A 26,099-nucleotide genomic window follows, 5' to 3' on the forward strand; every position below is an offset into this window, starting at 1 on the left:
CGGTTGATCACCGCCGTGTGTACGGCAGTAGGGTGACGCCGTGGCACCACGACCCTTGCATGAAATCGTCGAACCGGGCTGGGCCGAGGCCCTTGGACCTGTCGCCGGGAAGATCGCCGAGATGGGCGACTTCCTGCGCGCGGAGATCGCCGCGGGACGCACCTACCTCCCTGCCGGACAGAACGTCCTGCGGGCCTTCCAGCAGCCGTTCGACGACGTCCGCGTCCTGATCGTCGGACAGGACCCGTATCCGACGCCCGGGCACGCGGTGGGTCTGTCGTTCTCGGTCGCCCCGGAGGTCCGCCCGCTGCCCGGCAGCCTGATCAACATATACCGGGAGCTGAACACCGACCTGGGCCTGCCCCAGCCGTCCGACGGCGACCTGACGCCGTGGACGCGGCAGGGGGTGCTGCTGCTCAACAGGGCGCTCACCACGGCCCCGCGCAAGCCGGCCGCGCATCGCGGGAAGGGCTGGGAGGAGGTCACCGAGCAGGCGATCCGGGCGCTGGCGGCGCGCGGCAAGCCCCTGGTGTCCATCCTGTGGGGCCGGGACGCCCGCAACCTGCGTCCACTGCTCGGGGACCTGCCCTCGGTGGAGTCCGCGCACCCCTCCCCCATGTCGGCGGACCGGGGCTTCTTCGGCTCACGGCCGTTCAGCAGGGCGAACGACCTGCTGGTCCGGCAGGGAGGTCAGCCGGTGGACTGGCGCCTGCCGTGACCGTCGGCGCCGGTCCGGCCGACGGAGCCGGGACCGGCACCGCGGTCGGCTCCGGCAGCGGCATCCTCGCCGTGGACTCGGGCGGTTCCGGTCTCCGGGTCGTGCTGGGGACCGCCGAGCGCGGTGCCCTCGCCCAGCGCTCGTCCCCGGTGCCCGTGCGCACCTGCGCACGGGGCATCGACCCGGACCACCTGATGGCACAACTGACACCGCTGGTCAGGGCGTTGTCGGCCGAGACCGGTGTCCCCCGGCCCGCCACGGCGGTCGTGGGCGCGGCGGGGCTCAGCACCTTGGGCGACGCGCTGCGCGCCGAGCTCCCGGGCGCCCTGGCGCGGGAGTTCGGCGTCCGTACGACCGCGCTCGTCGCCGACGCCGTCACCGCCTATGTCGGCGCGCTCGGACCGCGGCCGGGCGCCGTGGTGGCCGCGGGTACGGGCCTGATCGCGATCGGTACGGACCTGACTACATGGCAGCGGGCGGACGGCTGGGGCCATCTGCTGGGCGACTGCGGCAGCGGCGCCTGGATCGGGCGGGCCGGTCTGGAAGCCGCCCTGCGCGCGTACGACGGGCGTCCCGGCGGGTCGGCCGCGCTGCTGGCCCGGGCCGAGGAGCGGTTCGGGCCGATGACCGGGCTGCCCGGTCTGCTGTACCCGCGTCAGGACCGCCCGGCCGTCCTCGCCTCCTTCGCGCCGCAGGTGGCCGCCTGCGCCGAGGACGACCCGGTCGCCGCCGGCGTTCTGCGCGACGCGGCCCGGCACATGGCCGAGTCGGCCGCCGCCGTCTGCCCGGTCGGCGGAGAGCCCCGGATCGCTCTCACCGGCGGCCTGTTCAGGATGGGCGACCCCCTCCTCGTCCCCCTGGAGAGGGAACTCGCGCGGCTGCTGCCGCATGCCCTGCGGGTGCCCGCCGAGGGCGATCCGCTGGACGGCGCCGTGCGCATCGCCACCGAACTGGCGGCGGGCACGCTCACGCTGCCGAGGGAGGAAAGTCTGTTCTCGGTGGAGAGCCCCACCTGATGCATCGTGCGTAGGGAACGTACGTCATGCCCCAAAAGGGGGATTACCGCCTCCGAGGGCAAGTCGCCTGGAAAACACGCTGATCACTTCTGATCCGTACGTAACTCATCAGACAAAACCGGACGGATACCGCTCACGTGCACCCTCCCCGAACAGGGGAGCCCAGGAAGCCAGTAACATGCGTCGCCATGAGCTCCCCCACTGGGCCCGCGTCCGGCCTGCCAGTACGAATGCCGCGGCCTCGCCAGCCTGGGCGGCACCGCCGACCCGAGCCGCTGGCGGCTCCCGAGGGCGCGCCCGCGCTCGTCCTCGCGGTGCCTGGTCCGCCGAGCGCCGCCACCCGTGGCCTCGCCGAGGAGATCGTGAGCATCGCCCGCTCCGAGCTGCCCGGCCTCGACGCACGCATCGGCTACCTGGACGGGGACGACACCGGTTTCCCCACCCTCCAGGCCGTTCTCGCGCACGCCGCCGGCGAACGCACCGCCCGCTTCGAGCAGGCCCGTGCCGCCGGACTGGACGTCAAGGAGCCCGACGGCCCGGTCGGCGTCGTGGTGCCGCTGCTGGCCGGTCCCGACGGCGCCCTGCTGCGCCAGGTCCGCCAGGCCGTCATGGAGAGCCGGATCGCGGCCGAGCTGACCGATGTGCTCGGCCCGCACCCGCTGCTCGCCGAGGCCCTGCACGTGCGGCTGTCCGAGGCGGGTCTGGCCCGCGCCGACCGCGCCCGGCTGTTCACCGTGGCCACGGCCGCGGACGGCATCATCCTCGCCTCCGTGGGCGGCGAGGAGGCCGTGCAGGCCGCCGGGATCACCGGCATGCTGCTCGCCGCGCGCCTCGCCGTGCCCGTGATGGCCGCGGCCCTCGACCAGGAGGGCTCCATCGCCTCCGTCGCGGAGCAGCTGCGCTCCTCCGGCTCCCAGCAGCTGGCGCTGGCGCCCTACCTGATCGGCCCGGAGATCGACGCCACGCTGATCGAGGAGGCCGCCAGGGAAGCCGGTTGCGCCGCCGCCGAGGCGCTCGGCCCGTACCCGGCCATCGGCAAGCTCGCGCTGGCCAAGTACACGACCGCCCTCGGTATCGCCCCGCCGCAGCCCCAGGGCGCGCCGGTGCGCTGAGCCGGCCGTAAGGACGCCGTACGAACGAAGGGCCCGCTCCGGGTGTGGAGCGGGCCCTTCGCGTCGGCGCCCCGGTCGGCGCGAGGCCGGTCGACGGCACGGAACAGCGGCGCCGGTCAGCCGAGGACCACGCAGGAGGCGGCGGGGACCGCGATCGAGCCGGCGCGCCGGGGCAGGCCGGTCGCCGGGTCGAGGGAGAACCAGGTGACGTCGCCCGAGCGTTCGTTCGCGACATAGAGGAAACCGCCGGACTCGGCGACGGCCCGCGGCCAGTGTCCGGCGCAGGGCACGGTCCCGACCAGCCGCAGCGCCTCGCCCGCGCCCTCCACGGCGAACACGGAGAGCACGTCCTCGCCTCGGGTCGCGGTCCAGACGAACCGGCCGTCGGGCGAGACGACGAGGCCCGAGGGGTAGGCGTCCCCGGCCGGGGCGCCGGGCAGGACGGCGGCCTCGGACAGCGGCTTCAGCGAGCCGTCCGAGGCATCCCAGCGGCAGACGGTGACGGTCGGGGTGAGTTCGTTGACCACGTAGGCGTACCCGCCTCCCGGATGGAAGGCCAGGTGGCGCGGCCCCGAGCCGGGGCGCAGCGCGTGCTCCCGGTGCAGGACGGGGCTGCCGTCGCGCAGGGCGCACACCCGCACGGAATCCGTCCCGAGGTCCACACTGACCGCCCAGCGCCCGCTCGGGTCCGGCTGCACCTGGTGGGCGTGCGGGCCCTGCTGGCGTCGTGTGTGCGGGCCCGAGCCGGTGTGCCGGAGGACGCCGGAGGCGACGCGGGCGAGGGTGCCGTCGGCGCGGACCGGGACGGCGGTGACGCTGCCGGAGCCGTAGTTGGCGGTGAGCACGTGTCCGTCGAACACGCTGAGGTGCGTGGGGCCGCTGCCGCCGACCGGCACGGGCGGCCCGGTCTGCTCCGGCGCGTCGCCCGTCACCCGGTACGCGGCCACCGCGCCGTCCGCCGTCTCGCTGACCGCGTACAGCGTGTCCCCGGTGGCCGACAGGGCCAGATACGAGGGGTCGGGGACGCCGTTCACGCTGCTCAGGACGGTGAGCGCACCGCTGACCGGGTCCACGGCGGCGGCCACGATCCCGGGCCCTCCAGCCGCCGTGAACGAGCCGATGAACGCCCGCCGTCGCCTTCCGCCGAGGTCTGCCACCGCTGTCCCCTCCCGGGTCGCCGCTGCCGCTGCTGACGCTGCTGCTCGGGGTGACGGTAGCAGTCGATCACCAGCGGTCTAGACCAGGCGCGCTCGCCCGCCGGCCGACGGCCCCCGGCCGGCGGGCCGCCACGTCCGGGACCCGCGCCCGCTCGGGCGCCGAGCGGTACGGCGACGGGTGCGGCCGTCCGTCGACAGGTGCGGCCAATCACGCTCGGGCGGCGGGTCGCCGCGCCGAGAGGGCCGCGTCCGTTCAGGCGCCGACCGAGACGCGGGCCGCGCCGCGAAGGGGCACGGCGAGTTCGAGAAGGGCCCGCTCCAGGGCGTGGAGGTGGGCCAGCACCGGCTCGGCCGCCGCGCCGGGCGGTACGGCGACGGTTTCGGCGGGGCGGGGCCGTCCGTCGGCCGGTGAGGCGGTGAGCGCCTCGACCGCGGACTCCACCCGCCAGCAGGCGGCGACGAGGCGGGCGTCGTGCGAAGCCTCGGGGTCCGCGGCGACCGAGGCCAGCCCGCGCACCTCCCGGGCGCAGTCGTCGAGCAGCTCCAGCACCTGCCGGGCCCGGCCCTTGCGCGCCCGCAGGGGGCTGAGCGGATGCACCAGCGGCGCCAGGGACAACCGGACCCGGGCGAGGATCTGCTCCAGTTCGACCACCCGCCGGGCCGGATCCGCCGCCGCGGAACCCGCGAGCCGGGCGGCGGCCTCGGCGGTGCAGAGGTGCACACAGCGCAGCGCGCGCTCCACCCAGGCGTCGGTGACGGAGTGCGTGGTCACCGGGAGCACCAGCAGCACCGCCAGTGCGGCCCCCAGCGCCCCGACGGCCGTCTCGGTCACCCGCAGGGCGAGCAGCGCCGGGTCGAGCAGGCCGAGCAGCCCGTACAGCGCGCTCGCCATGACCGTGACGGCGAGCATCATCCAGGTGTACGACACGGCGGCCGAGTAGAAGATCCCGAAGACGCCGACCGCGACGACCACGGCGGTCGCCACCGGCGCCCCGTGCAGGGGCAGGGCCACGACCAGACCCAGCACGATCCCGAGGACGGTCCCGAGGAACCGCCGGAACCCCCGCACGAGGGTCTCGCCGCGCGAGGTGGTGTTCACGAAGACCCACCAGGTGGCACCCACGGCCCAGTACCACCGCTGGTCCGACAGGGCCTGCCCGACGACGAGCGCGATCCCGGCACCCACGGTCGCCTGCGTCGCCTGCCGTGTGGTGATCCGCGCCAGCCCCGTACCGCCGGTCGGCGGGGCGACGGCCGCCGGCGCCGGCAGCCGTCGTTCGTAGGGCCACACCCCGAACCGCACGGCGGACGACGCGGCGATCGACAGCAGGACGGCCGCGCACAGCTCGGGCAGCTGACCGGGGACGGTGTGCAGGAACTGGGCGGCGAAGAAGGTCATGAACGCGAACACCCCGAGCGAGTGCCCGCGCGGCCCCCAGCGTCGCGCGTACACCCCGGCCCCGACCACGGCGAGGAAGGCCGCGTCACGGGCGACGGGCACATCGTGCAGGACGGCCGCGAGCGCCAGCACCGGCAGCCCGACGACCGGGAGCAGGGCGGTGGTCACGGCCTGTCCGCGCACCGTCGCGTCCGTCACCGTGAACAGCGCGAGCAGCGCGGCCAGGCCACCGGTGATGGCCGCCACCAGCGAATGCCCGGCCAGCCCGCACAGCACGACGGCGAGCCCGATGCCGAGCACGGCCCGGGAGGCGAACCGCAGTCGCACCCGTCCGGGATCCGGTGCCACGAACGCCCTCTTCAGCAAGCTGCCCCGCCCTTTCCCCACCCTGATGTACCGCATGTACCGCGACATGAGAAAGGCGCCGCGGGGGTCCGCAGCGCCATCGACTCCGCCATTTGAGCATCCGGAGGGCTGGTGGTTCAACAGGTGGCGACACGAGTGGGCCAATGGCCCAGACGGAGAGCGAACAGCCCGGCCATCAGCCTGCCAACGGCACACCTTTGCCGACGGCATCGGCGACGGCTTTGGCGACCGCGCCCGCACGGCCAGTGACTCGGACCCCGCCCGCCATGCTGGGCCATTGGTACAGTCGGCGCTGATCACGAACGTGCGAGGAGGCCCGCCGGATGGCCGTGGACGAGCTGGACACGCGCATCCTGCGCCTGCTGCTCGAGCAGCCGCGGACGAGCGTGCGGGAGTACGCCCGGCTCCTCGGCATCGCGCGCGGCACCCTTCAGGCCCGTCTCGACCGGCTGGAGCGGGACGGCGTGATCACCGGCGCGGCACCGTCGCTCTCCCCCGCCGCACTGGGCCACCCGGTGCTCGCGTTCGTGCACATCGAGGTCACCCAGGGGCACCTCGACGACGTGGGCGACGCGCTGGCCGCCGTACCGGAGATCGTCGAGGCGTTCTCCATCACCGGCGGCGGCGACCTCATCACCCGGGTCGTGGCGCGCGACAACGCACACCTGGAGGACGTGATCCAGAAGCTGATCAGTCTGCCCGGAGTGGTCCGCACCCGCACCGAGGTCGCGCTGCGCGAGCGTGTGCCGCACCGGCTGCTGCCGCTGGTGGAGTCGATCGGGCGAGCGGCCTCGAAGTAGCGCCCGCTTTCGCAACTTTCCGTCCCGTCAGGACCGTTGACGCTCTCCCGCCACCCCTCTAACGTCTGGTCGACCATCCGCACGTCGTTCGTGATATCGAACGGCATCGTCGATCCCCTGTGGACCGGAGGAGCAGCACATGGCACCGCCCCTCACCCGACGGATCCTTCTCCAGAGCGCGATGCTCGCGGCGGCCGTCCCCGCTGTCTCCGCCACGGCCGCCGCGGGGGTCTCGGCGGCCGCGCTCCCGCCCTCGGCCGCCTGGTCACTCCAGCCCTTCGGCCTCGAGGACGTCGCGCTCGGCGCCGGTGTCTTCGCCGCCAAGCGGCGGCTGATGCTCGACCACGCCCGCGGCTACGACGTGAACCGGCTGCTCCAGGTCTTCCGCGCCAACGCCGGCCTCTCCACCCTCGGCGCGGTCGCCCCCGGCGGCTGGGAGGGCCTGGACGGGGAGGCCAACGGCAACCTGCGCGGCCACTACACCGGGCACTTCCTGACCATGCTCTCCCAGGCGTACGCGAGCACCGGAGAGCAGGTGTTCGCGGACCGGATCCGCACGGCGATCGGCGCGCTGACGGAGGTGCGCGAGGCCCTGCGGCACGACCCCGCCGTCCTGAGCACCGAAGGGCAGTCCGGTACGGCCGTGGAGAACGTCCGCGGCTCCTACCAGTACGTCGATCTGCCCTCCGGCGTGCTCGGCGAGGCCACCGCGGTCACCCTCGCCGCCTGGGTGAAGCCCACCCATGACGCCGCCTGGACCCGGATCCTCGACTTCGGCAACGACACGACCCGGTATCTGTACCTGGCCGCCCGCAACGCGAGCGGGGTGCCCCGGTTCGCCATCACCACCGGCGGGGCGGGCGGCGAGCAGGGACTCGACGGCACGGCCGCGCTGCCCCTGAACCAGTGGAGCCACCTCGCGGTGACCCTCGCCGGGGGCACCGGCACCCTGTACGTCAACGGCACGGCCGTGGCCCGCAACACCGCCATGTCACTCACCCCGGCCGCCCTCGGCACCCTCACCGGCCACTGGCTCGGCCGGTCCCACTACGCGTCCGACCCCGTCTTCGCGGGTGCCTTCGGCGGCTTCGACGTCTGGTCGCGTGCGCTGACCGCCGACGAGGTCGCCGGGCTGCGCAGCGCCCGGGCGGCCGGCGACCTCGCCTCGTACGCCTTCGACGAGACCTCGGGAAGCACCTTCGCGGACGCCTCCGGACGAGGCCTGACCGCCACCCTGCGCCGCACCTGGGGCGGGCCCAGCCATCCCGGGTTCCTCGCGGCCTACCCGGAGACCCAGTTCATCCAGCTGGAGTCGATGACCGGCCCCGACTACACGAAGGTGTGGGCGCCCTACTACACCGCTCACAAGATCCTCAGGGGTCTGCTGGACGCGTACCTGGCCACCGACGACGACCGCGCGCTCGACCTGGCGTCCGGGATGTGCGACTGGATGTACTCGCGGCTGTCGAAGCTGCCCGCGGCGACGCTCCAGCGCATGTGGGGAATCTTCTCCAGCGGGGAGTTCGGCGGCATCGTCGAGGCGATCTGCGATCTGCACGTCCTCTCCGGCAGAGCCGAACACCTCGCGCTGGCCCGGCTGTTCGACCTCGACAAGCTCATCGACGCCTGCGCGGCCGACACCGACACGCTCGACGGGCTGCACGCCAACCAGCACATCCCGATCTTCACCGGACTGGTGCGGCTGTACGACGCGACGGGCGAGGCGCGCTACCTCACCGCCGCGAAGAACTTCTGGCGCATGGTCGTACCGCACCGCATGTACGGCATCGGCGGCACCAGCACGGCGGAGTTCTGGAAGGCGAGGGACGTCATCGCGGGGACGATCGGCGCGACCACCGCCGAGACGTGCTGCGCGTACAACATGCTGAAGCTGAGCCGGATGCTCTTCTTCCACGAGCAGGACCCGGCCTACATGGACTACTACGAGCGGGCCCTGTACAACCAGGTACTCGGCTCCAGGCAGGACACCCCGGACTCGGAGAAGCCGCTGGTCACGTACTTCATCGGGCTCACCCCGGGCCATGTGCGCGACTACACCCCCAAGCAGGGCACGACCTGCTGCGAGGGCACCGGCATGGAGAGCGCCACCAAGTACCAGGACTCGGTGTACTTCCGGGCGGCCGACGGCAGCGCGCTGTACGTCAACCTGTACAGCCCGTCCACGCTCACCTGGGCCGAGAAGGGCGTCACCGTCATTCAGAGCACCGACTTCCCGCGCGAACAGGGCAGCACGCTCACCGTCCGGGGGCGCCGGACCGCCTTCGCGCTGCGGCTGCGGGTGCCGTCCTGGGCGACGGCCGGCTTCAAGGTGACGGTCAACGGGCGGAAGGTCGACGGGACTCCGGCGCCCGGCAGCTACTTCACGGTGTCACGGACCTGGCGCGACGGGGACGTCGTCCGGGTGACGATGCCGTTCCGGCTGCGGGTCGAGAAGGCGCTCGACGACCCGTCCCTCCAGACCCTGTTCCACGGTCCGGTCAACCTCGTCGCCCGCAACTCCGCGACGACGTACCTGGAGTTCGGCCTCTACCGGAACGCGGCCCTCTCCGGCGACCTGCTGCCCTCCCTCACGCCGGTGAGCGGGAAGCCGCTGCACTTCACCCTCGACGGCACCGAGTTCGCCCCGTTCTTCGAGGGCACCGAGGATCCGACCCACGCCTATGTACGGCGGGCCGAGCCCGGGATCGTCTTCGGCAACCACGACTCGGGCGTGGCCAACCCGGCGAAGGCGGACGGCACCACCCTGCTCGACGAGGTGTGGGCGGGGGCGCCGTTCCGTGGGAAGCCGCGGCTGGTGGCGCGGGTGCGGACGGTGGTGGACGCCTGGGTGGCCGCCGGGCTGCTCGGCGCGGCCGACGGAGCGAAGGTGGTGAGCACCGCGCGCGGGGCGACCTACCTGCCCTGACGGTGAGGGAGGTCGCTACGACCGGCGGCGGGGCTTGCCGCCGCCGGTACCGCGCCGACCGCCGCCGCCCTTCGCGGCACCGCCCTTGGCGCCACCGCTGCGGCCGCGGGCACCCCCGGCGGTGCTCTTGCCCGCACCGCTGCCCGCCTGCGGCTTACGACGCTCGCCCTTGCGCTCCGGCGCCGGCGCCTGCTGGGCGCGGCCCCGCGTGCTGTTGACGGTGCGGCCACGGACGATGCCGATGAAGTCCTCGACCAGCTCGGTGGTCGCGTCCTCGGGCCAGGCCAGGGCGATGTCCGACCTGGGGGCGTCGACGATCGTCCGGTAGGTGAGGTCCTTGCGGTGGTGGAGGCGGGCCAGGGACTGGGGCACGACCAGCACGCCGATGTTCGCCGCGACCAGCTCGATCGCGTCCTCGGTGGTCGCCGGACGCTCGAAGGCGGCCTCGCCGGGCAGCTGCTCCCAGCCGAGGACGTCGTCCAGCGGGTGCAGGACCACCTCGTCGGCGAGGTCGGCGACCGTGACCTCCTCGGCCGCGGTGATCACGTGGTCCCGGGGGACCACGACGACGGTGGTCTCCGTGTACAGAGGGATCGCGCTGAACACCGTACGGTCGACCGGAAGGCGCACGAAGGCAGCGTCCGCGGCGCCCCCGCGCAAGACGTCGGAGGCCTCCGTGGGGGTCACCTGGAGGAGGGTGAGGGGTGTGTCGGGCAGCCGCTCCGCCCAGATCCGCACCCACTTGGCGGGCGTCACTCCGGGGACGTACGCGAGCCGGAACGAGGGGGAGTCCGCCGAGTCGGTCATCCCGCCAGGTTACCGGCTGTGGTCGGGGGTCTCCGCCGCGGCCGATACCCTGGACTGTATGAAGTCGCAGCAGAACACCCAGACGATGAAGCCCGCCACCGCGGCGAAGAAGCTGGGTGTGCACCTCCCCGCCACGCCCGCCGAGTTCCAGGAGGGCGTCGTCTCGCGCGCCGAGCTGAACGAGCTCCAGGCGAACCCGCCCGAGTGGCTGCTCAAGCTGCGCGAGACCGGCCCGCACCCCCGTCCGGTGGTCGCGGCCAAGCTGGGCGTCTCCATCGCCGGCCTGGCCCGCGCCGGGGTGACCGAGGCGCTCACCACCGAGCAGATCGAGGCCGTCAAGGACGCCAAGCCCGAGTGGCTGGAGAAGGAGCGCGCCACGCAGGCCGAGGTCCGCAAGGAGACCGTCCGCATCAAGAAGCGCAACGCGGAGCGCGCCGAGTCCTGACCCCGGTCAGCGGCGCGGCACGAGGATGCTGAGACCGTTGGCACAGACGACGGCGGCGATCGCCGACCAGTCGACGAGGCCGAGCTCCTGCCCCAGCCCGAACCGGCCGACGAGCGCGGCGAGCACCGGGTTGACGCTCATGAACAGGCCGAACGCGGCGGCGGGCACCTGCCGCAGCGTGAACAGATCGGCGAGGTAGGGCACCGCGGAGGAGAGGACCCCGGCGGCCACGGCGAAGCCGACGGACTGCGCGGTCGGCGGGTGGCGCAGGACCAGAACCACGCCGACCGGCAGGAACAGCACGGCCGAGACGGTCGCCGCGGCAGCCGCGCCCTGGGCGCCGGGGACACGTCGGCCGACCGTGCGGTTGAGCAGGATGTACGACGCCCAGCAGACGGCGGCCAGCAGGCCGAGCCCCATCCCCGGATAGTCGGTGGAGGGCTGCGGGCGCATCAGGGTGACCGCTCCCGCCGCCGCGATCACCGCGCAGCAGGCGTCCACCCGGCGCCGCGCGGCGGCCAGCGCTATGGTCAGCGGCCCGAGGAACTCCAGGGTCACGGCGAGACCGAGGCCGATGCGGTCGATGGCCGTGTAGAGCGACAGGTTCATCGTCCCGAACACCAGCGCCAGCAGCAGGACCGGGCCCCACTGCCGCCGGGTGAAGGACCGCAGCCGCGGACGGCCCACGGCCAGCAGGACGAGCGCGGCGACGTACTGGCGTACCGCGACGACCCCCGTGGGACCGAGCACGGGGAACGCGAGGGAGCCGATCGCGGCGCCGCTCTGGTTGGACAGACCGCTGCCGACCATGGTGGCCACCCCGGCGAGTCGCCGCCCGCCACGGGACTCGGGTACGGGAACGGGAGCCGCCGCGGGGACGGTCGACGAGGGCGCGGGTACGGAGGCGGCTGGCATACCCGGATCGTCCTCACGATCCGGCCTTGCGCAAAATGCATGAGGTGCTCCATCCATACGATGAAGTCATGGATATGAGCGATCGAGGGCCGGGCGTGGAGCTTCGGCAGCTGCGGTGTCTGGTCGCGATCATCGACGAGGGCGGTTTCACCGACGCCGCCGCCGTGCTCGGGGTCTCTCAAGCGGCGGTGTCCCGGACCCTGGCCTCGCTCGAACAGGCGCTGGGCGTAAGGCTGTTGAGGCGCACCTCCCGGGTGGTGACGCCGACCGCGACCGGGCTGCGGGTGGCGGCGCACGCACGACGGGTGCTCGGCGAGGTGGACGCCCTGGTGCAGGACGCGGCTTCCGGACACACCCGGCTGCGCATCGGCTACGCCTGGTCGGCGCTCGGCCGCCACACCCTCGCCTTCCAGCGTCGGTGGACGGCGCAACGCCCGGAGACGGAGCTCCAGCTGGTGCGCGTGAACTCCGCGAGCGCCGGTCTCGCGGAGGGCACCTGCGACATGGCGGTGGTGCGCAGGCCACTGGAGGACCGGCGCTTCGACGCGGCGATCGTCGGCCTGGAACGGCGTCTGTGCGCGCTGGCCGCCGACGATCCCCTGGCCCGGCGCCGCTCGGTGCGGCTGTCCGACCTCGGCGGGCGGACCCTCCTGGTCGACCGCCGTACCGGCACCACCACCCCGGAACTGTGGCCGCCCGACGCGCGCCCCGCCACCGAGGAGACCCACGACGTCGACGACTGGCTGACGGTGATCGCCACCGGCCGCAGCGTCGGGATGACCGCCGAGGCGACCGCCAACCAGTACCCGCGGCCCGGCGTCGTCTACCGGCCGGTGCGGGACGCCGAGCCCGTCGCCGTCCGGCTGGTGTGGTGGCGCGACGACCCGCACCCCGCGACGCAGGCCGTGATCGAGCTGCTCACCACGCTGTATCGCGCACAGTGAATCCCCGGAGTCGCCCGCGGCCCGTCGCTTTGACTACGATCTGGGCAGGTTCACCGACGTGGGTGTTTCGAGGTTGCTGGGGGTTGGGATGGTTGCTGGTCGTGTGGTGCGCTTCGACAGTCAGCGGGGCTACGGCTTCATCGCGCCCGACGACGGCGGGGAGGACGTCTTCCTGCACGTCAACGACATGCTGATGCCCGAGTCGCAGGTGCGCCGGGGCATCGTGGTGGAGTTCGAGATCGAGGACGGCGAGCGCGGTCCGAAGGCGTCCGACGTCCGGCTCGCGCGGGGTGCGGACGGCAAGCCGCTGGCCGCCGACGACGACGTCCTGTGCGATGTGCTGAGCACCGAGGAATTCACCCGGGACGTCACCGAGGCGCTGCTGACGGCGGCGCCCTCGCTCACCGGTGAGCAGATCGTCCAGGTGCGGGCAGGCCTGGCGCAGTTCGCGAAGAACCACGGCTGGGTCGAGGGCTGAAGCCTCCGGCCGGCCAGGGGCGCGCAGGGTCCCGGGTGAGGCCCGCCACAGGGCGCTGACCTGGGATCTCGTCCTGCCGGACCCCCGGGTGCCGCCCGCCCCGCCGCCTTCCGGATCCCGTTGTCAGTGGCCTGTTCTACTCTTCCCGTCACTTGATCACAGCGGGTGCGGGAGGCACACATGGGGTGGGTGTCGGCCGGCGACTACGAAGTCGCCCTCGATGACGGCAAGGTGGTGTGCCGCAACGCGGCCGGGCGGCGGTTGAAGGCCGTGCCGCCCAAGATCGCCGACGAGCCGGCGGTGGTGGGCCTGCGTCAGCTCACCGAGTGGCTGGAACGGCACGAACGCCAGTGTCTGACCGACGTGGAGCGGTGGATGGTGCGCTCGCTGCCGGTGCCGTTCGCCGTCGTCGCCCAGGTGTGGCCCGACCCCGCCTGGCAGGCCGCTCTGCGCGACCTCGTCGTCACCGGGGCCGACGGCGAGGTGGCCGGGTTCCTGCGGGACGCCGACCCCGAGCGCGGACTCGGTCTGGTCGACCTCGACGGCGACACCGTCCGCATCACGCCCGACCTGGTCCACCTCCCGCACCCCGTGCTCCTCGACGACCTGGAGGAGCTGCGGGAGTTCGCCGTCGAACTCGGCGTCGAGCAGCGCGCGCAGCAGCTGTTCCGCGAGGTGTGGCGGCGTCCCGCGACGCTCGACGCGGAGGGCACCGCGGTCGAGGAGTACGCGGGCGGCTCGTTCAAGGAGCAGCGGTTCCTGCACGGCCGGGTCACCCAGCTCGGCTACCGCGTGCGCGGCGGCCACGCCGTCACCTCCGTCCTCGAGGACAACCGCACCGTCGAGGCCCGGGTGTGGGTCGGCGACTACGAGGGCTACGAGGAGGCGGAGACCGGCCCCCTGGTGTTCACCGACTCCGCCGGCCGGGTGCTGAAGCTCGGTCTGATCGGGCCGGTGGCCTGGTCCGAGGGCATGCGCATGGCGGCCGCGCTGTACGCCGGGCGGGACATCGAGGACGAGGAGCGGGCGGCATGACGACCTACGACGAGACCACCACCGGCGCGCTGCTCGACGCGGGCGCCGTGCTGCCGCCGGGGAGCACCACCCGCGAGGACGCCGACACGCTCACCGTCCGCAGGTACACCCACCCCGCGCTGGACGACCGGCAGATCGTGCGGCTCGTGCCGGGCACCCTGGGCGAGGCCGAGGACCTGGCGCTGGACTTCCTCGGGCTGGCCCGGGACCCGGAGACCCCCGAGGTCGGTCAGGTGCGCCGGGAGACGCTCGGCTTCCCCGCCTGGGCGCTGGTCAACGACCCGGCGAACGGCCACCACGCGCTGGCGCTGGTCAAGGACGTCGAGCGGCTCGCGCGGCAGGCCAAGTCCCGCCCCGGCAACGCCAAGGACGGCTTCGAGGCGCTCGGCACCCGGCTCGGCCGGGCCGTGCCGCACTTCCTGCCCACCTTCTACGAGCAGGCCGCCCGCGTCTTCCTCCAGCACGAGAACACGACGTACGCCTCCGCCTTCTTCGGCAAGGCCCGGGAGGCCGAGCGGGTGCACGCGCTGAAGGTGGACGAGGAGCGGCAGCGGGCCGTCTTCCTGGAGTTCGCGTTCGCCGGGGCACTCACGGTCAAGGCGCTCAAGGAGCACGTCAAGGCCCTCGCGGCGCGGCTCGACGCGGCCGAGGCATGGGCACAGTTCCGGCAGTTGACCGTGGAGCGCTGTGCGGCCGGGATGCCGCCGTACGCGTCCCTGCCGCAGGACGCGCGCGGGCTGATCAAGGCCGCCGGTCTCGACCGGGTCACCGAGGAGTGCGGCCTGGTCGCCGACCTGCTCTCCTCGCCCGCCGCGGTCCGGGCCCCCGCGTCCTTCTGGAACGCCTACCGGGCGACGCTCGCCGTCCTCGCCGAGCGCCGACCGGAGGTGCGCAGGCGACTGCTGGAGATCATGCCGGCCGGCCTGGGGCGTTCCGTCGAGGACGACGAGTTCTGGCTGACGCTGCTCGCGGAGTGCGGGGCGGATCTGCTCCTCACCGGTGAGACGGAGGCCGACGTGGACCCGGCGGAGTGGCTCGGCCGGTGGGCCCTGCACCGCAAGCACGGCGGCAATGTCAGCGGCCGTTCCCCGGCCACCCTCGCCCTGGTGGAGCGGATGGGGCCCCGGCTGCGTGACCTGGGCCGTCCCGTCGATCTGTGCTCGGGCCGCTGGCACGCCGGCGCCGATCTCGACCTGCTCGACCTGTGCGCGGCCCAGGGTGTGCCGCTGACGCTGCCCGGCCCCGGCCAGGTCGTGTACCTCTCCGTCGACCGCTGGTTGCGCGAGGCCGTTCCCGGCCGGCGCGACCTCACCGCGACCGCGGCGGACCCCCGCCTGCGCCGGCTGCTGTACGCCGACATCGGGACCCTCAGCGGGCTCCGCCCCGCGCCGACGGTACTGGAGGGGCTGGCCGCCCACCCCGTGCTCAGCGAGGTGCTGCGCGAGTGGCTGGACGACGCGGCCGGGGAACTGGCCTCGGCGGTCGGCCTGCCCGCCGCGCGGGCGGCGCTGGAACGGCTTCGCCCCTTCCGTACGGTGGCCGCCCGGGTCAGCCCGGCGGCCGTCGCCGTGGTCTCCGCGCACGCGGTCGCGCCGCTGCTCGGGCACACGCTGCGGGCCGGCCTGCTGGACGAGCTGGGCTGGCCCGCGCTGGACGAGGCGCTGCGCCGGCTCGACGCCGAGACCAGGCGCGACCGCGAGGACACGCTCGGCGTCAGCGAGGCCTGGCCCGCGCTGATCCTCGCCCGCGCCCACAAGGTGATCGTCGTCGGCCCCGAGGAGATCCTGCTCGAGCACGACCTTCGGCTGCCCGTGACTCTGGACCGCTGGCAGCGCCCGAGCTACCGCTACACGGACGGCGAACTGCTCGTCATGTGGCGGCAGGACGGCAAGCAGTTCGGCTACTGGTCGGCCCGCCCCGCCGACGTCTTCCCGCTCGGCGGTGAGCAACTCCCGCACTGGTACGGCGGCAACGACGCGGGCGAACCGTCGATCCCGGTCCCCGGAGGCGGCCGCGCCACCGGCGGGCGCACGCTGCACGCCGGTGACACCGTCGTGCCGCCGAGCCGTCGCATCCTCGGCGACGGCACCTCGTACTGGCGCCAGGGCAGGCAGGGCCGGCAGCAGGTGTGGCTCGAGTACGACCCGGCCACCGGCACCCACGGGCGCGCCTCGCTGCCCGCCTTCCTGGGGTCCGGCATCCGGGAGGACGCGACCCTGCTTCAGCAGCAATGCGAGGTGCTGCCGCTCCAACCCGGCCTGGAGCGGAGCCCGTTCGGCACGGACGGCACCGTGCTCGGCCGCTGGGTGCGCACCGAGGGCGAGGGCGCCGAGGCCCGTACGGTCGCCGGTACCCCGGACGGCCGCACCGTCACCCTGCCGTGGGCCGACGGGCGGGCGCCGGGCGTCCTGCTCGGCGCGCTGCGGCTGCCGGGCGGGGCCGAGCCCGTGGCCGTCGCTCTGCACCGGCAGATCGCCCTCTACGCGGGCGACGACCCGTCCGCCGCCGGGGAGCTGGGCCGGGTGACACCGATGGAGCGCGGCGGCGAGTTCGCCGCCGGCACCCGGTTCGTCCCGCCGGTCGACTTCTGGCACGCCCTTCGCCCGCGCGACGAGCGCGCGTCGGCGGTGCTGCGTGCCCTGACCGACGAGCAGGCGGCCGAGATGCTGCGGGCCGCGCAGGAGGCGTTGACGCAACGGCAGGCGAAGCTGGCGGCGGCCAAGGTGGTCGACGGGACCTCGGAGAGCGCAGCCGTCGTGCCGCCCGCCGACGAGGTCGTCCAGGAGGTCGTGTCCCGCTCCCTGCCCTCCCTCGGCGACGGGAGTCTCGTCACGGGTGTCGCCGCGCTGGTGCGCGCGGTGCTGCGGCTCGCGGAGTCGACCGCCGCGTTCGTGGCGCCACCGGTCGAGCGGCCGAAGGCGGAGCGCCGGCGGGTCGACGGCATGTTCGCCGACCTCAAGCCCGAGTACGGCGACGACGCGACGCTGCGCGAGGCCACCACCGGGATCACCGAGGTGCACGGGTGGTGGGGCAGCGAGGTCCGCTGGAGCACGCTGCGGCAGGTCCGCGCCGTGAACCACGTGCTGTCCGGGAAGCCGGCCGACGGCAAGGCCCTGACCGAGGCCTCCCGGTCCACCGGAACCGCCGACGGATGGCGCAGCGACGAGTTCACCCTGCCGGGCATCGGGCTGGTGTGGACGCCGGTGCTCGACGTGCTGCGCCCGCTCGCGTACCGCGCCGCCTCCGCCACGGTGACCGAGGCGCACCGCGAGGCGCTGCTGCTGCTGTTCGAGGCGATCACGGACGGTCCACTGGCCGCTCCGGGGGCCGCCCTGCGCGAGGTCGTGCTGAGCGAGCCGCACGAGAAGCAGGAGCGCGTCGGTCAGGTGCTGCGCCGGGACGGCCGTACCGTCGTCGTCCTCGGCTGCCAGAACCTGGACCGGCAGGCGGGTCGGGTGCACTGGCTCGCCCTGGACCACGATCCGGCCGGTGTCTTCGGCGCGATCGCCCACTTCACGCTGGAGCGGGAGACCGCGCACCCGGCGGTGTTCCCCACCGACGCGCTGAGCGCCGTCACCGGGCTCGTCCGGGACAAGGGCCCCGCGCCCTGGCAGCCGGAGGCGCCGGCCGCCCTCGCCGCCGCGACCCACGGCAGGCTGGGGCCCATGCAGGCGGCCCTGCTGCTGGCCGGCAAGCCGAAGCAGCTCACCGCCGAGGTGATCGCCGCGACCGGGCTGAAGCCGCGTCAGAAGGAGCTGGCCGACGCCCTGCTGTCCTCGGTCGGAAGCGACGACCGGACGGCCCTCGTCGGCGCCCTGCTGCCCGGGAACCCCGGTGACCTGTGGACGGCCGGGCCGGACACGGAGGCGGCGGGCCGGGTGTGGGCCGAGCGGCTCGGCGAGGTCGTCCGGCTGCCCGAGGACCTTGCCGGGGAACTCTCCCTCGGCGGCCTGCCCACCGGCTCCGCGGAGGACGTCCTCAATCCGCGGCTGACCCCCTGGATCAGCCGCACCACCGTCCAACGGCCGGACAAGGACGGCAACCTGGTCGCGGAGGACCCGGCGGCACTGCCCGGCCGGAACCACCTGACGGGGGCCGTGACCGCCCTGGCCGGACTCGCCTACTCCCTGCCGTACGGACACCCGCTGCGGGCCGTCCTGCCGGAGAGCATCGCCGCCCTGCGCCGCCGCTTCGCCGACCGGGGCCTGCTGCTCGACCTGGACGTCGCGTGGACGGAGAAGGGCTCCTCGTCCGCCGTCGAACTGCGCAAGGCGTACGGGCTGCCCGCCACCGGGGGCGCCGACGCCCACGGTCTGACGCCCGTGGGCGAGGCGCTGGCGCTGCGCCCCTGGTACGGCGACCAGGAGACCGTCCTGGTCCGGCCGGGCGCGCTCGGCGCTCCCGACAACCCCGTGTTCGGGCTCGTCGAGGGGCTGGTCGGGCCGGGACGGGGCGAGGGCATGCGGGCCCTGCGGACCCTCCTCGACGACGAACTGGCCCGCGCGGTCGCGGTCGGGGGCGATCCCGAGGGGCCCTCCGGACACGCCCAGGACCCGACCTTCAGCGTGCCCGGCCTGGTCGCCGAGGTAGCCGAGCGGCACGGCCTCGGCGAGGACGCGGCGGCGCTCTACCTCCAGCTGCTGGCGCTCCCGGACCCCACGGACCGCAACTGCGCCCGCTGGACCGGCTGGAAGCCCGCCCGGACGAAGAAGGCCCGCGTCGAACTCGCGGCGAGCGAGCTGGTCGTCGAGGCCAAGCGGGCGCGCGCCGGACGCACCCTGTTCCTGCCGTGCGGCTGGCTGGACCTGACGTCGCCCGCGCTGCCGGTGGAGATCTGGAAGGAGGGCCTCTATCCGGTCCGTGCCTACGGGCGCGTGCTGCCGCTGATGCCCGTGCCCGAACTGTTCACGCGCGCGTGGGACCGCGTCCGCTCCGGCGACGCCCCGGCCTACGAGCAGCTCACCACCCGCGCCACCCGTAAGGGCCGTCGCCGATGACCACCCTCCCGCCCCACCTGGAAGAACGCGCGCCGATGACCACCACCGCCCTGTCCCCCGACTCCGACTCGGCCGGCTCCCCCGGCCCGGTTCGCCAGATCGTCCCGCCCGAGGACCGGTACGCCGGCGAGCTGGCCTTCCTCGCCGCGTACGACGACGGGCCGCGCCCGCCCGCCTGGCGGCTCACCCCGCGTGCCGTCGTCACGTTCGTCATGGGCAGCGACGGCCGCGCCCTGAAGCTGCCCGAGGACGCCGAGGCGCCGGACGGGGTGCCGCGTCGGCTGGTGGTGGAGGGCAAGTTCGTCGGGGACCGGGCGCTGGTGGAGCGGTGCGTGGTCACGCTCGCCGGCGAGCGCGGGCTGCTGCTCGTCGGCGAGCCGGGTACCGCGAAGTCGATGCTGTCCGAGCTGCTGTCCACCGCCGTGTGCGGCACCAGCGGGCTGGTCGTGCAGGGCACCGCGGGTACCACGGAGGACCAGCTCAAGTACGGCTGGAACTACGCCCTGTTGCTGGCCCAGGGGCCGAGCCGGCAGGCGCTGGTGCCCTCGCCGGTGCTGACCGCCATGTCGCGGGGCGCCATCGCCCGGGTCGAGGAGGTCACGCGCTGTCTGCCCGAGGTGCAGGACGCGCTGGTCTCGCTGCTGTCGGAGCGGCGCATCGCCGTGCCCGAACTGGCGGGCTCGGACGACGCGTTGGCGCACGCCGCGCCCGGCTTCAACCTCATCGCCACGGCCAACCTGCGGGACAAGGGCGTCTCGGAGATGTCCGCGGCCCTCAAGCGCCGCTTCAACTTCGAGACCGTCGGACCGATTCCGGACCTCGACGCGGAGACCGCCCTGGTGCGCAGCCAGGCACGGGCCTCGGTGGAGCGGGCCGGCGCGCCCTTCCAGGTCGACGACGCCGTGCTGGAGGCGCTGGTCACCGCCTTCCGTGATCTGCGTGAGGGCCGCTCGGCGGAGGGCTGGGAGGTGGAGCGGCCGTCCACGGTGATGAGCACCGCGGAGGCCGTGTCCGTCGCGGGTGCGCTGGCGCTCGCGGCGGCGTACTTCCCGGGCGACCGTGATGTGCTCGGGCTGCTGCCGGGCCATCTGCTGGGTGTGGTCCGCAAGGACGATCCGGCCGACGCGGCCCGGCTGCGCGGCTACTGGGACGGGCCCGTCCGCCGCCGTGCCGAACAGGGTTCCGCCACCTGGCGCACCCTGTGGAACCTGCGCACGGTCCTGGAGGGCTGACGGCCGTGTCCCTGCACCCCACCACCGCACCGGGCGCACCGGACTCCCCGGACTCCCCGGACTCCCCGGACTCCCCGGACGAGGCTCTCGCCGCCCTCACCGACCCGGCCGCGCCCTACCTCATCGGGGTACGGCACCACGCGCCCTCGCTGGCCGCCGCCGTGCCCGCGCTGCTGGACGAGGCGAAGCCCGACGTGCTGCTCGTCGAGCTGCCGGCCGAGATGCAGGAGTGGCTGCCCTGGCTCGGGCACGAGGAGACCCGTGCCCCGGTCGCGCTAGCCGCCGCGCCCGGTGACGGCGGGGGCGGCGGGGGCCCGGCGTTCTATCCGTTCGCCGACTTCTCGCCCGAGCTGGCCGCCGTGCGCTGGGCCGCCAGGCACGGCGTCCCGGTGCTCGCCTGCGACCTGCCCCTCGCGGACCGGGCGTGGGGCGAGGGGCGCGACGGCACCGCGCAGGGAGAGGCGCCCGGAATCGCCGGCGCGCTGCGGGCCCGGCTCACGGGCCGTCCCGGGGACGACCTGTGGGACCGGCTCGTCGAGGCCACCGCCCCGGGTTCGCCGCCCGAGGCACTGCGCCGGGCGGCCCTGCTGACGGGGTGGGCGCTGCGGACGGACGCGGCCGCCTCCGGCGGGGTGCCCGAGCTGGATCTGCGGCGTGAGCGGTGGATGCGGTCCCGGATCACCGAGGCCACCGCGCGGGGCGAGCGTGCCGCCGTGCTCGTCGGCGCCTTCCACGCACCGGCGCTGACCGGCCCGTTCCTGGCCGGACGAGGCGACGGCTCCGCGCCCGCCATCGGCGGCGAGCGAGACGAAACCGCTGCCCCGGGCGTCGGCGACAGTGCCGGAGCCACGGTCCCGGCCGACGACGAACAGGGCGACGGCACCGCCCCGGCCATGGGCGAGCCTGCCGGTGCCACCCTCCCGGCCATCGGCAAGCCCGCCGATGCCACCCTCCCGGCCATCGGCAAGCCCGCCGATGCCACCCTCCCGGCCATCGGCAAGCCCGCCGGAGCCACCCTCCCGGCCATCGGCAAGCCCGCCGGAGCCACCCTCCCGGCCATCGGCAAGCCCGCCGGAGCCACCCTCCCGGCCATCGGCAAGCCCGCCGATGCCACCCCCCCGGGTGTCGGCAAGCGGGACGCAGACGCCGTCCCGGGTGTCGGCAGGCCGGGGGAAGGGGCCGCGGGAAGTCGGGCGGGGTGGATCACCTCGCTGATTCCGTATGCCTATGCCCTTCTGGACGAGCGTTCCGGTTATCCGGCCGGTATCCGGGATCCGGAGTGGCAGGACATGGTGCTGCGGGCTGCGGGCGATCCGGCGGCGTTGGAGGAGGCGCTGACGGGGGCGGCCGTGCGGGTGTGCGCGGCGTTGCGGGACCTCGGGCATCCGTCCGGGCCGGCCGACGCGCGCGAGATCACCCGGCTGGCCTCGGATCTGGCCCGGCTGCGCGGGCTGCCCGCGGCGGGCCGGGGCGAGTTGGTCGAGGCGGTGCAGACGGTCCTCGCGCAGGGCGAGCCCTACGGGCGGGGACGGGCCGTGGCGCGGGCGATGGAGCGGGTGCTGGTCGGCACGCGCACCGGCCGGCCGGCACCGGACGCGCCGCGCAGCGGTCTCGTCCCGGCGGTCGAGGCCGAGGTGGCGGGGCTGGGCCTGCCCGGGCCGGAGAACGCCTCCGGCCCGGCACGGGATCTGCGGCTCGACCCGCTGCGGTCGGACCTCGACCGGCGTCGTGAGCTGCTGCTGCGCCGGCTGACGGTGTGCGGTGTGCCCTACGGCGAGGCGAGGGAGGTCGTCGGCGCGGGCGGCGCCGAGGCCCTCACCTCGCGCTGGGAGGTGCGCTGGACGCCGGCGACGGCGGCCATGCTGACCGCGGCCGGCGTGCGCGGGGTCACCGCGGCGCAGGCCGCCGAGGGTGTGCTGCGGGAGCGTCGGCGCGCGGAGCGGGACGCGGGCGGGTCGACGGCCGCGCAGGTGCTCCAGGGGCTCGCGGAAGCCGCGGAGTGCGGTCTGCCGACGCTGGCGGACGAGCGGCTCGAAGACGTCGCCGAGGTGCTGCCGCTGGCCGGTACCCTGCCCGAACTCCTGGCCGGGCTTGCCCTGTCGGACCGGCTGCGGTCCGGTCATGTGCCGGGGCTCGACGCCGACGGGGACCGTACGGCGCGGGCGGCCGCCGTGGCCGAGCTGCTCACCGCGGCGGCGGTGCGGCAGGTGGACGGACTGACCGGTTCCGAGGACCCGGCCGACGCCCACGCCCTGCTCGAGCTCGCGCACCGGGCCGACCTGTTGGGCGGTATCCGGCTCACCGACGCCCTCGCCCGGCTGGCCGCCGACGGCTCCCCGCTGATGCGCGGTGCCGCCGGAGCGGTCCGGGTGCTGCTCGGACAGGAGAACGCCGGAGCCTTCGGCGACCGGGTCGCGTCCTGGGTGGACGGCGCGGTCGACGCCGACTCGCGGTCGGCCCTGACGGCCCGGCTGAGCGGGCTGCTGGCTGCCGCCGGTCCGCTGCTGGAAGCGGCGGCGCCCGCGCTGGAGCCGCTGCTGGGCCGGGTGTCGGAGCTGCCCGACCGGGAGTTCCTCGACCGACTGCCCGCGCTGCGGGGCGGCTTCGAGACCCTGAGTCCCGCGGCCCGCGACCGTCTCCTCTCGGTTGTCGAGGAACGCCTCGGCACCGGACGCGTCGCCGACACCGACGGGCTGGACCCGGCCGCGCTCGCCGCCTGGGTCGGGGCGGACCTCGCGGCCCGCGCCGCCCTGCGGTCGCTGGGGCTGCTGCCCGCCCCGGGCGGCGACGAACAGGTGCCCACCGACGCGACCGTGACCGTGACCGACAAGGCAGGCCCCGCCGGGGAGGAGCGCCACGACCGTCGGCTTGCGCCGGCCGACCGGTGGCGGCTCCTCCTGGGCCGTCGCAGCGATCGACTCCCGTCGTCCGCACGCGCGTTGGCGACTGCTCTGGACGAGCTGTACGGCAGCGGGCGCGGCGAGGGCAGCCGCGGGGACCTGACGGGCCCGGGGGCCGGCGGTGGCCGGGACGCGCCCTATCCCGGGGTGCGGGAGTGGTCGCAGGAGCTGGCCGCGCTGTTCGGGCCGGGCATCCGGGAGGAGGTGCTGGCGGCGGCCGCCGCGTCGGGCCGCAGGGACGTGCTCACGGAGCTGGACGCGGACAGCGTGCGCCCCTCCGTCGATCTGCTGCGCACCGTGCTGCGGCACGCGGGCGGGCTGCCCGAGGCCCGGCTGGCGGCGCTGCGCCCGCTGGTACGGCGGCTGGTAGAGGCACTGACCCGGCAGCTGGCCACCCGGCTGCGCCCCGCGCTGCACGGCACGGCGCTGCCGCGCCCCAGCCGGCGTCCGGGCGGCGGCCTCGACCTCCCACGTACGCTGCGCGCCAATCTGGCGACCGCGCGGCGCGGCCCGGACGGCACGGTCCGGGTCATCCCGGAGCGCCCGGTGTTCCGTACCCGGGCGCGGCGGGCCGCCGACTGGCGGCTGATCCTGGTCACGGACGTGTCGGGGTCCATGGAGGCGTCCACGGTGTGGGCCGCGCTGACGGCGTCGGTGCTGGCCGGGGTGCCGACGCTGTCCACGCACTTCCTGGCCTTCTCCACCGAGGTCATGGACCTCACCGGCCATGTCGAGGACCCGCTGTCGCTGCTGCTGGAGGTCAGCGTGGGCGGCGGCACGCACATCGCGGCGGGGCTGCGGCACGCCCGCGAGCTGGTCACCGTGCCGTCGCGGACGCTGGTCGTGGTCGTCAGCGACTTCGAGGAGGGCTATCCGCTCGGCGGGCTGCTCGCGGAGGTGCGTGCGCTGGTCGGTGCGGGCTGCCACGTACTGGGCTGCGCGAGCCTCGACGACACGGGCCGGCCGCGCTACTCCACGGGCGTCGCGGGGCAGCTCGTCGCCGCGGGCATGCCCGTCGCCGCTCTCAGTCCGCTCGAACTCGCCCGCTGGGTAGGGGAGAAGATCGCATGAGCCAGGACCTGTTGCCGCCGGTCGCGCCGTCCGTCACCGCCGAACTCGTCGAAGCGCTCTCTCCCCGGCTGCGCAAGCGGCTGGACGCGGGCATCGCCAAGCTGGCGGCGCGTCCGGTCGTCCGCGAGGGCGACACCGCGCGGATCGCCGTCGACGACGACACCGACCTCGAACTGCACGCGCCCGGGGGCGCGGTGACCAGCGCGGACGCGATCCGCTGCGGTTGTCTGCTCGCCCCCGACTGTCTGCACCGTGCGGCGGCCGCCTCGGCCGCGCCGGTGGCCGAGGACACTCCCGACAGCATGCCCGCGCAGCCGACAACCGAAGGGGCAGCGCAGCCGCCGGACGACGAGACCGCCGCCCCGGCGCAACTCGCCGCCGCGCGGGCCGTGTACGACGCGGCGGCCGCCGTGCTCGAAGCCGGTGCGGACGGCTCCGGTGCCGTGCTCCAGGCGGAGCTCCTGCGCGCCGCGCACACCGCGCGGCTCGCGGGTCTCCCCCGGGTCGCCGCCGCCGCGGTCTCCGTGGTCAACGGGATACGCGCGGCCCGTTCCGCCGACCCCGCCCACCGGCTGCCCGACCTTGTCGACGCGCTGCGCACCGTTCTCGGCATGGCGCACCGCCTGCCGTTCGCGACCGGCCCGGACCTGGCCGAACTGCGCGGCAGCGTACGTCAGCCGTACACCCCGGACGGCTCGCTGCGGCTGTACGGGCTCTTCTCGGAGCCCGTCCTGACGACGACCGGCTACGCGGGTGCCGTCACCTGGACCGCCGACACCGAGGGCCGCCTCTACACGGTCTCCGACGTGGCTCCGGGCGGCCCCGGCCGGGCGACCGGCGCCGCCGACCGGGCCGTCCGGATCGGCGACACCGCCCTGACCCACCGTGAGCTGTCGCACGCGGGCCTCGCGGTGTCCGGTGCGACCGTGTCCCCGACAGGCCGGCTCGGCGCCGGGGCCGGGGTGCGGGCGGTGCGCGCGTCCGGCGCCGCCTGGAGCGCGGAGCCGCTCGACCGGCTGTGGGCGGTGCCGGTCGCCGAGCAGGTCGCGCGCGCCCTGGGCGGCGGCGGGCATGGTCTGCTCTTCCTCGACGTCACCCTGGCGGGCACGGTCCGGGAGGCGGCGGGTGACCGTCTGCTGGCCGACTGCGAAGGCCGCACGGTCCGGCTCGCCGTGGCCCACGACGATCCCGCGCTCCCCTACCGCGACAACCTCCGCCTCCTGGCCGCCGCCCGGGGCAGCCGGCTGCGGGTCGTCGCGCGTCTCGCGCCGGGGCCGCTCCCGCGCGCCCTGCTGCTCGCCGCCGAGCACCCGGCCCGGGCCGGCGACCGGGTGGATCTGGGCCTGGACCGTCTCCAGCACGCGGACCTGCCCACGGCGACGACGACGGCCGCGCCCGCCTCCGCTCCCCCGGTGGACGAGGCCCCGTTGCACCTGCTGCGCCGCCGTGTGCACCAGGCCGTGTCCGGGGGCCGCCGGGTGCTGGGCTTCCCGGGCAGCGGGGCGGGCGACGGCGGGCGGCTGCGCCGCGTCGGTCTCGCCACCGCGGGCGATCTGCTCGGCGAACTCCGGTCCGCCGCGGCGGACCGCTCCCGGGACGCCTTCGGCCGGTTGCTCCCGGCGGACACGGGCCGTTTCGCCCGCGCCTGGCTGGCCGCGGCCGTCTACACCGGCGAGGTCGAGCGAGCACTGTGCGCGGCGGCCTGGGGGGCGGATGCGGAGATGGTGGCGACATCGCGGTGAACTCGGCGCCTCTAGGACAGGATCTGACCTCTATCGCTC

At 74.9% G+C, this 26,099-nt stretch carries 17 protein-coding genes; 13 read left to right on the plus strand and 4 right to left on the minus strand.

Annotated elements, in window-relative coordinates:
- The first annotated feature begins 40 nt into the window (after positions 1-40).
- From G9272_RS06600 to G9272_RS06610, 3 genes are all read left to right on the plus strand, one after another.
- A complete protein-coding gene (locus G9272_RS06600; protein ID WP_171395656.1) occupies positions 41-718 on the plus strand; it encodes a uracil-DNA glycosylase in 678 nt (225 codons plus the stop codon).
- On the plus strand, positions 715-1,734 hold the full coding sequence (locus G9272_RS06605) for an N-acetylglucosamine kinase (protein ID WP_171395657.1): 1,020 nt from the start codon (positions 715-717) through the stop codon (positions 1,732-1,734). The genes G9272_RS06600 and G9272_RS06605 overlap by 4 nt, the downstream gene beginning before the upstream one ends.
- A gap of 188 nt (positions 1,735-1,922) precedes the next feature.
- Positions 1,923-2,846, plus strand: coding sequence for a sirohydrochlorin chelatase (locus tag G9272_RS06610; protein WP_171395658.1), 924 nt, complete (start codon positions 1,923-1,925; stop codon positions 2,844-2,846).
- Positions 2,847-2,962: 116 nt separating this feature from the next.
- Here G9272_RS06610 and G9272_RS06615 read toward each other — a convergent pair whose 3' ends face one another.
- Complete coding sequence (locus tag G9272_RS06615) at positions 2,963-4,003, minus strand: lactonase family protein (RefSeq protein ID WP_171395659.1); 1,041 nt, start codon at positions 4,001-4,003, stop codon at positions 2,963-2,965.
- A 253-nt stretch (positions 4,004-4,256) separates the two neighbouring features.
- Positions 4,257-5,768 carry an FUSC family protein gene (locus G9272_RS06620; protein ID WP_171395660.1) on the minus strand — a complete coding sequence of 504 codons (1,512 nt, stop codon included), beginning with the start codon at positions 5,766-5,768 and terminating at the stop codon, positions 4,257-4,259.
- A 323-nt stretch (positions 5,769-6,091) separates the two neighbouring features.
- Here G9272_RS06620 and G9272_RS06625 point away from each other — a divergent pair, with 323 nt between their 5' ends.
- A complete protein-coding gene (locus tag G9272_RS06625) occupies positions 6,092-6,568 on the plus strand; it encodes an Lrp/AsnC family transcriptional regulator (protein WP_171395661.1) in 477 nt (158 codons plus the stop codon).
- A gap of 139 nt (positions 6,569-6,707) precedes the next feature.
- Positions 6,708-9,494, plus strand: coding sequence for a beta-L-arabinofuranosidase domain-containing protein (locus G9272_RS06630; RefSeq protein WP_171395662.1), 2,787 nt, complete (start codon positions 6,708-6,710; stop codon positions 9,492-9,494).
- 15 nt (positions 9,495-9,509) lie between these two features.
- Here the strand turns inward: G9272_RS06630 and G9272_RS06635 are convergent, their stop codons facing one another.
- Positions 9,510-10,301, minus strand: a complete 792-nt coding sequence (locus tag G9272_RS06635; protein WP_171395663.1) for a LysR family substrate-binding domain-containing protein — start codon at positions 10,299-10,301, stop codon at positions 9,510-9,512.
- A gap of 58 nt (positions 10,302-10,359) precedes the next feature.
- Between G9272_RS06635 and G9272_RS06640 the strand changes: the two genes are divergently transcribed.
- On the plus strand, positions 10,360-10,746 hold the full coding sequence (locus tag G9272_RS06640) for a DUF5997 family protein (RefSeq protein ID WP_171395664.1): 387 nt from the start codon (positions 10,360-10,362) through the stop codon (positions 10,744-10,746).
- A gap of 6 nt (positions 10,747-10,752) precedes the next feature.
- Here G9272_RS06640 and G9272_RS06645 read toward each other — a convergent pair whose 3' ends face one another.
- Positions 10,753-11,661: an EamA family transporter gene (locus tag G9272_RS06645; protein WP_253267739.1), complete on the minus strand. Its 909-nt coding sequence runs from the start codon at positions 11,659-11,661 to the stop codon at positions 10,753-10,755.
- Between the two features lie 68 nt (positions 11,662-11,729).
- On the opposite strand from G9272_RS06645, the gene G9272_RS06650 reads away from it, so the two are divergent.
- The 7 genes from G9272_RS06650 (at position 11,730) to G9272_RS06680 (ending at position 26,060) form a co-directional block, all read left to right on the plus strand.
- Positions 11,730-12,605 carry a LysR family transcriptional regulator gene (locus tag G9272_RS06650; RefSeq protein WP_253267740.1) on the plus strand — a complete coding sequence of 292 codons (876 nt, stop codon included), beginning with the start codon at positions 11,730-11,732 and terminating at the stop codon, positions 12,603-12,605.
- Between the two features lie 88 nt (positions 12,606-12,693).
- Entirely contained in the window at positions 12,694-13,083 is a 390-nt protein-coding gene (locus G9272_RS06655) for a cold-shock protein (protein ID WP_028806173.1), read from the plus strand.
- A 180-nt stretch (positions 13,084-13,263) separates the two neighbouring features.
- Positions 13,264-14,118 (plus strand): DUF4132 domain-containing protein, encoded by an 855-nt coding sequence (locus G9272_RS06660; RefSeq protein ID WP_171395665.1) that lies wholly within the window; start codon positions 13,264-13,266, stop codon positions 14,116-14,118.
- Positions 14,115-19,115 carry a hypothetical protein gene (locus tag G9272_RS06665; RefSeq protein ID WP_171395666.1) on the plus strand — a complete coding sequence of 1,667 codons (5,001 nt, stop codon included), beginning with the start codon at positions 14,115-14,117 and terminating at the stop codon, positions 19,113-19,115. Before G9272_RS06660 ends, G9272_RS06665 begins: the two co-directional genes overlap by 4 nt.
- A gap of 35 nt (positions 19,116-19,150) precedes the next feature.
- The gene (locus G9272_RS06670; RefSeq protein WP_171401882.1) at positions 19,151-20,347 is read left to right on the plus strand and encodes an ATP-binding protein; all 1,197 of its coding nucleotides are present in this window, start codon (positions 19,151-19,153) and stop codon (positions 20,345-20,347) included.
- Between the two features lie 5 nt (positions 20,348-20,352).
- A complete protein-coding gene (locus G9272_RS06675) occupies positions 20,353-24,318 on the plus strand; it encodes a DUF5682 family protein (protein ID WP_171395667.1) in 3,966 nt (1,321 codons plus the stop codon).
- Entirely contained in the window at positions 24,315-26,060 is a 1,746-nt protein-coding gene (locus G9272_RS06680; protein WP_171395668.1) for a hypothetical protein, read from the plus strand. The genes G9272_RS06675 and G9272_RS06680 overlap by 4 nt, the downstream gene beginning before the upstream one ends.
- Positions 26,061-26,099 lie beyond the last annotated feature (39 nt).

The sequence above is a fragment of the Streptomyces asoensis genome, from assembly GCF_013085465.1.
Taxonomy (GTDB): Bacteria; Actinomycetota; Actinomycetes; order Streptomycetales; family Streptomycetaceae; genus Streptomyces; species Streptomyces cacaoi_A.

Coding starts and splice junctions, on each gene's coding strand:
- G9272_RS06625 (WP_171395661.1), top strand. CDS start 6,092: ATGGCCGTGGACGAGCTGGACACGCGCATCCTGCGCCTGCTGCTCGAG.
- G9272_RS06610 (WP_171395658.1), top strand. CDS start 1,923: ATGAGCTCCCCCACTGGGCCCGCGTCCGGCCTGCCAGTACGAATGCCG.
- G9272_RS06655 (WP_028806173.1), top strand. CDS start 12,694: ATGGTTGCTGGTCGTGTGGTGCGCTTCGACAGTCAGCGGGGCTACGGC.
- G9272_RS06680 (WP_171395668.1), top strand. CDS start 24,315: ATGAGCCAGGACCTGTTGCCGCCGGTCGCGCCGTCCGTCACCGCCGAA.
- G9272_RS06630 (WP_171395662.1), top strand. CDS start 6,708: ATGGCACCGCCCCTCACCCGACGGATCCTTCTCCAGAGCGCGATGCTC.
- G9272_RS06670 (WP_171401882.1), top strand. CDS start 19,151: ATGACCACCACCGCCCTGTCCCCCGACTCCGACTCGGCCGGCTCCCCC.
- G9272_RS06660 (WP_171395665.1), top strand. CDS start 13,264: ATGGGGTGGGTGTCGGCCGGCGACTACGAAGTCGCCCTCGATGACGGC.
- G9272_RS06635 (WP_171395663.1), bottom strand. CDS start 10,301: ATGACCGACTCGGCGGACTCCCCCTCGTTCCGGCTCGCGTACGTCCCC.
- G9272_RS06650 (WP_253267740.1), top strand. CDS start 11,730: ATGGATATGAGCGATCGAGGGCCGGGCGTGGAGCTTCGGCAGCTGCGG.
- G9272_RS06665 (WP_171395666.1), top strand. CDS start 14,115: ATGACGACCTACGACGAGACCACCACCGGCGCGCTGCTCGACGCGGGC.
- G9272_RS06645 (WP_253267739.1), bottom strand. CDS start 11,661: ATGCCAGCCGCCTCCGTACCCGCGCCCTCGTCGACCGTCCCCGCGGCG.
- G9272_RS06640 (WP_171395664.1), top strand. CDS start 10,360: ATGAAGTCGCAGCAGAACACCCAGACGATGAAGCCCGCCACCGCGGCG.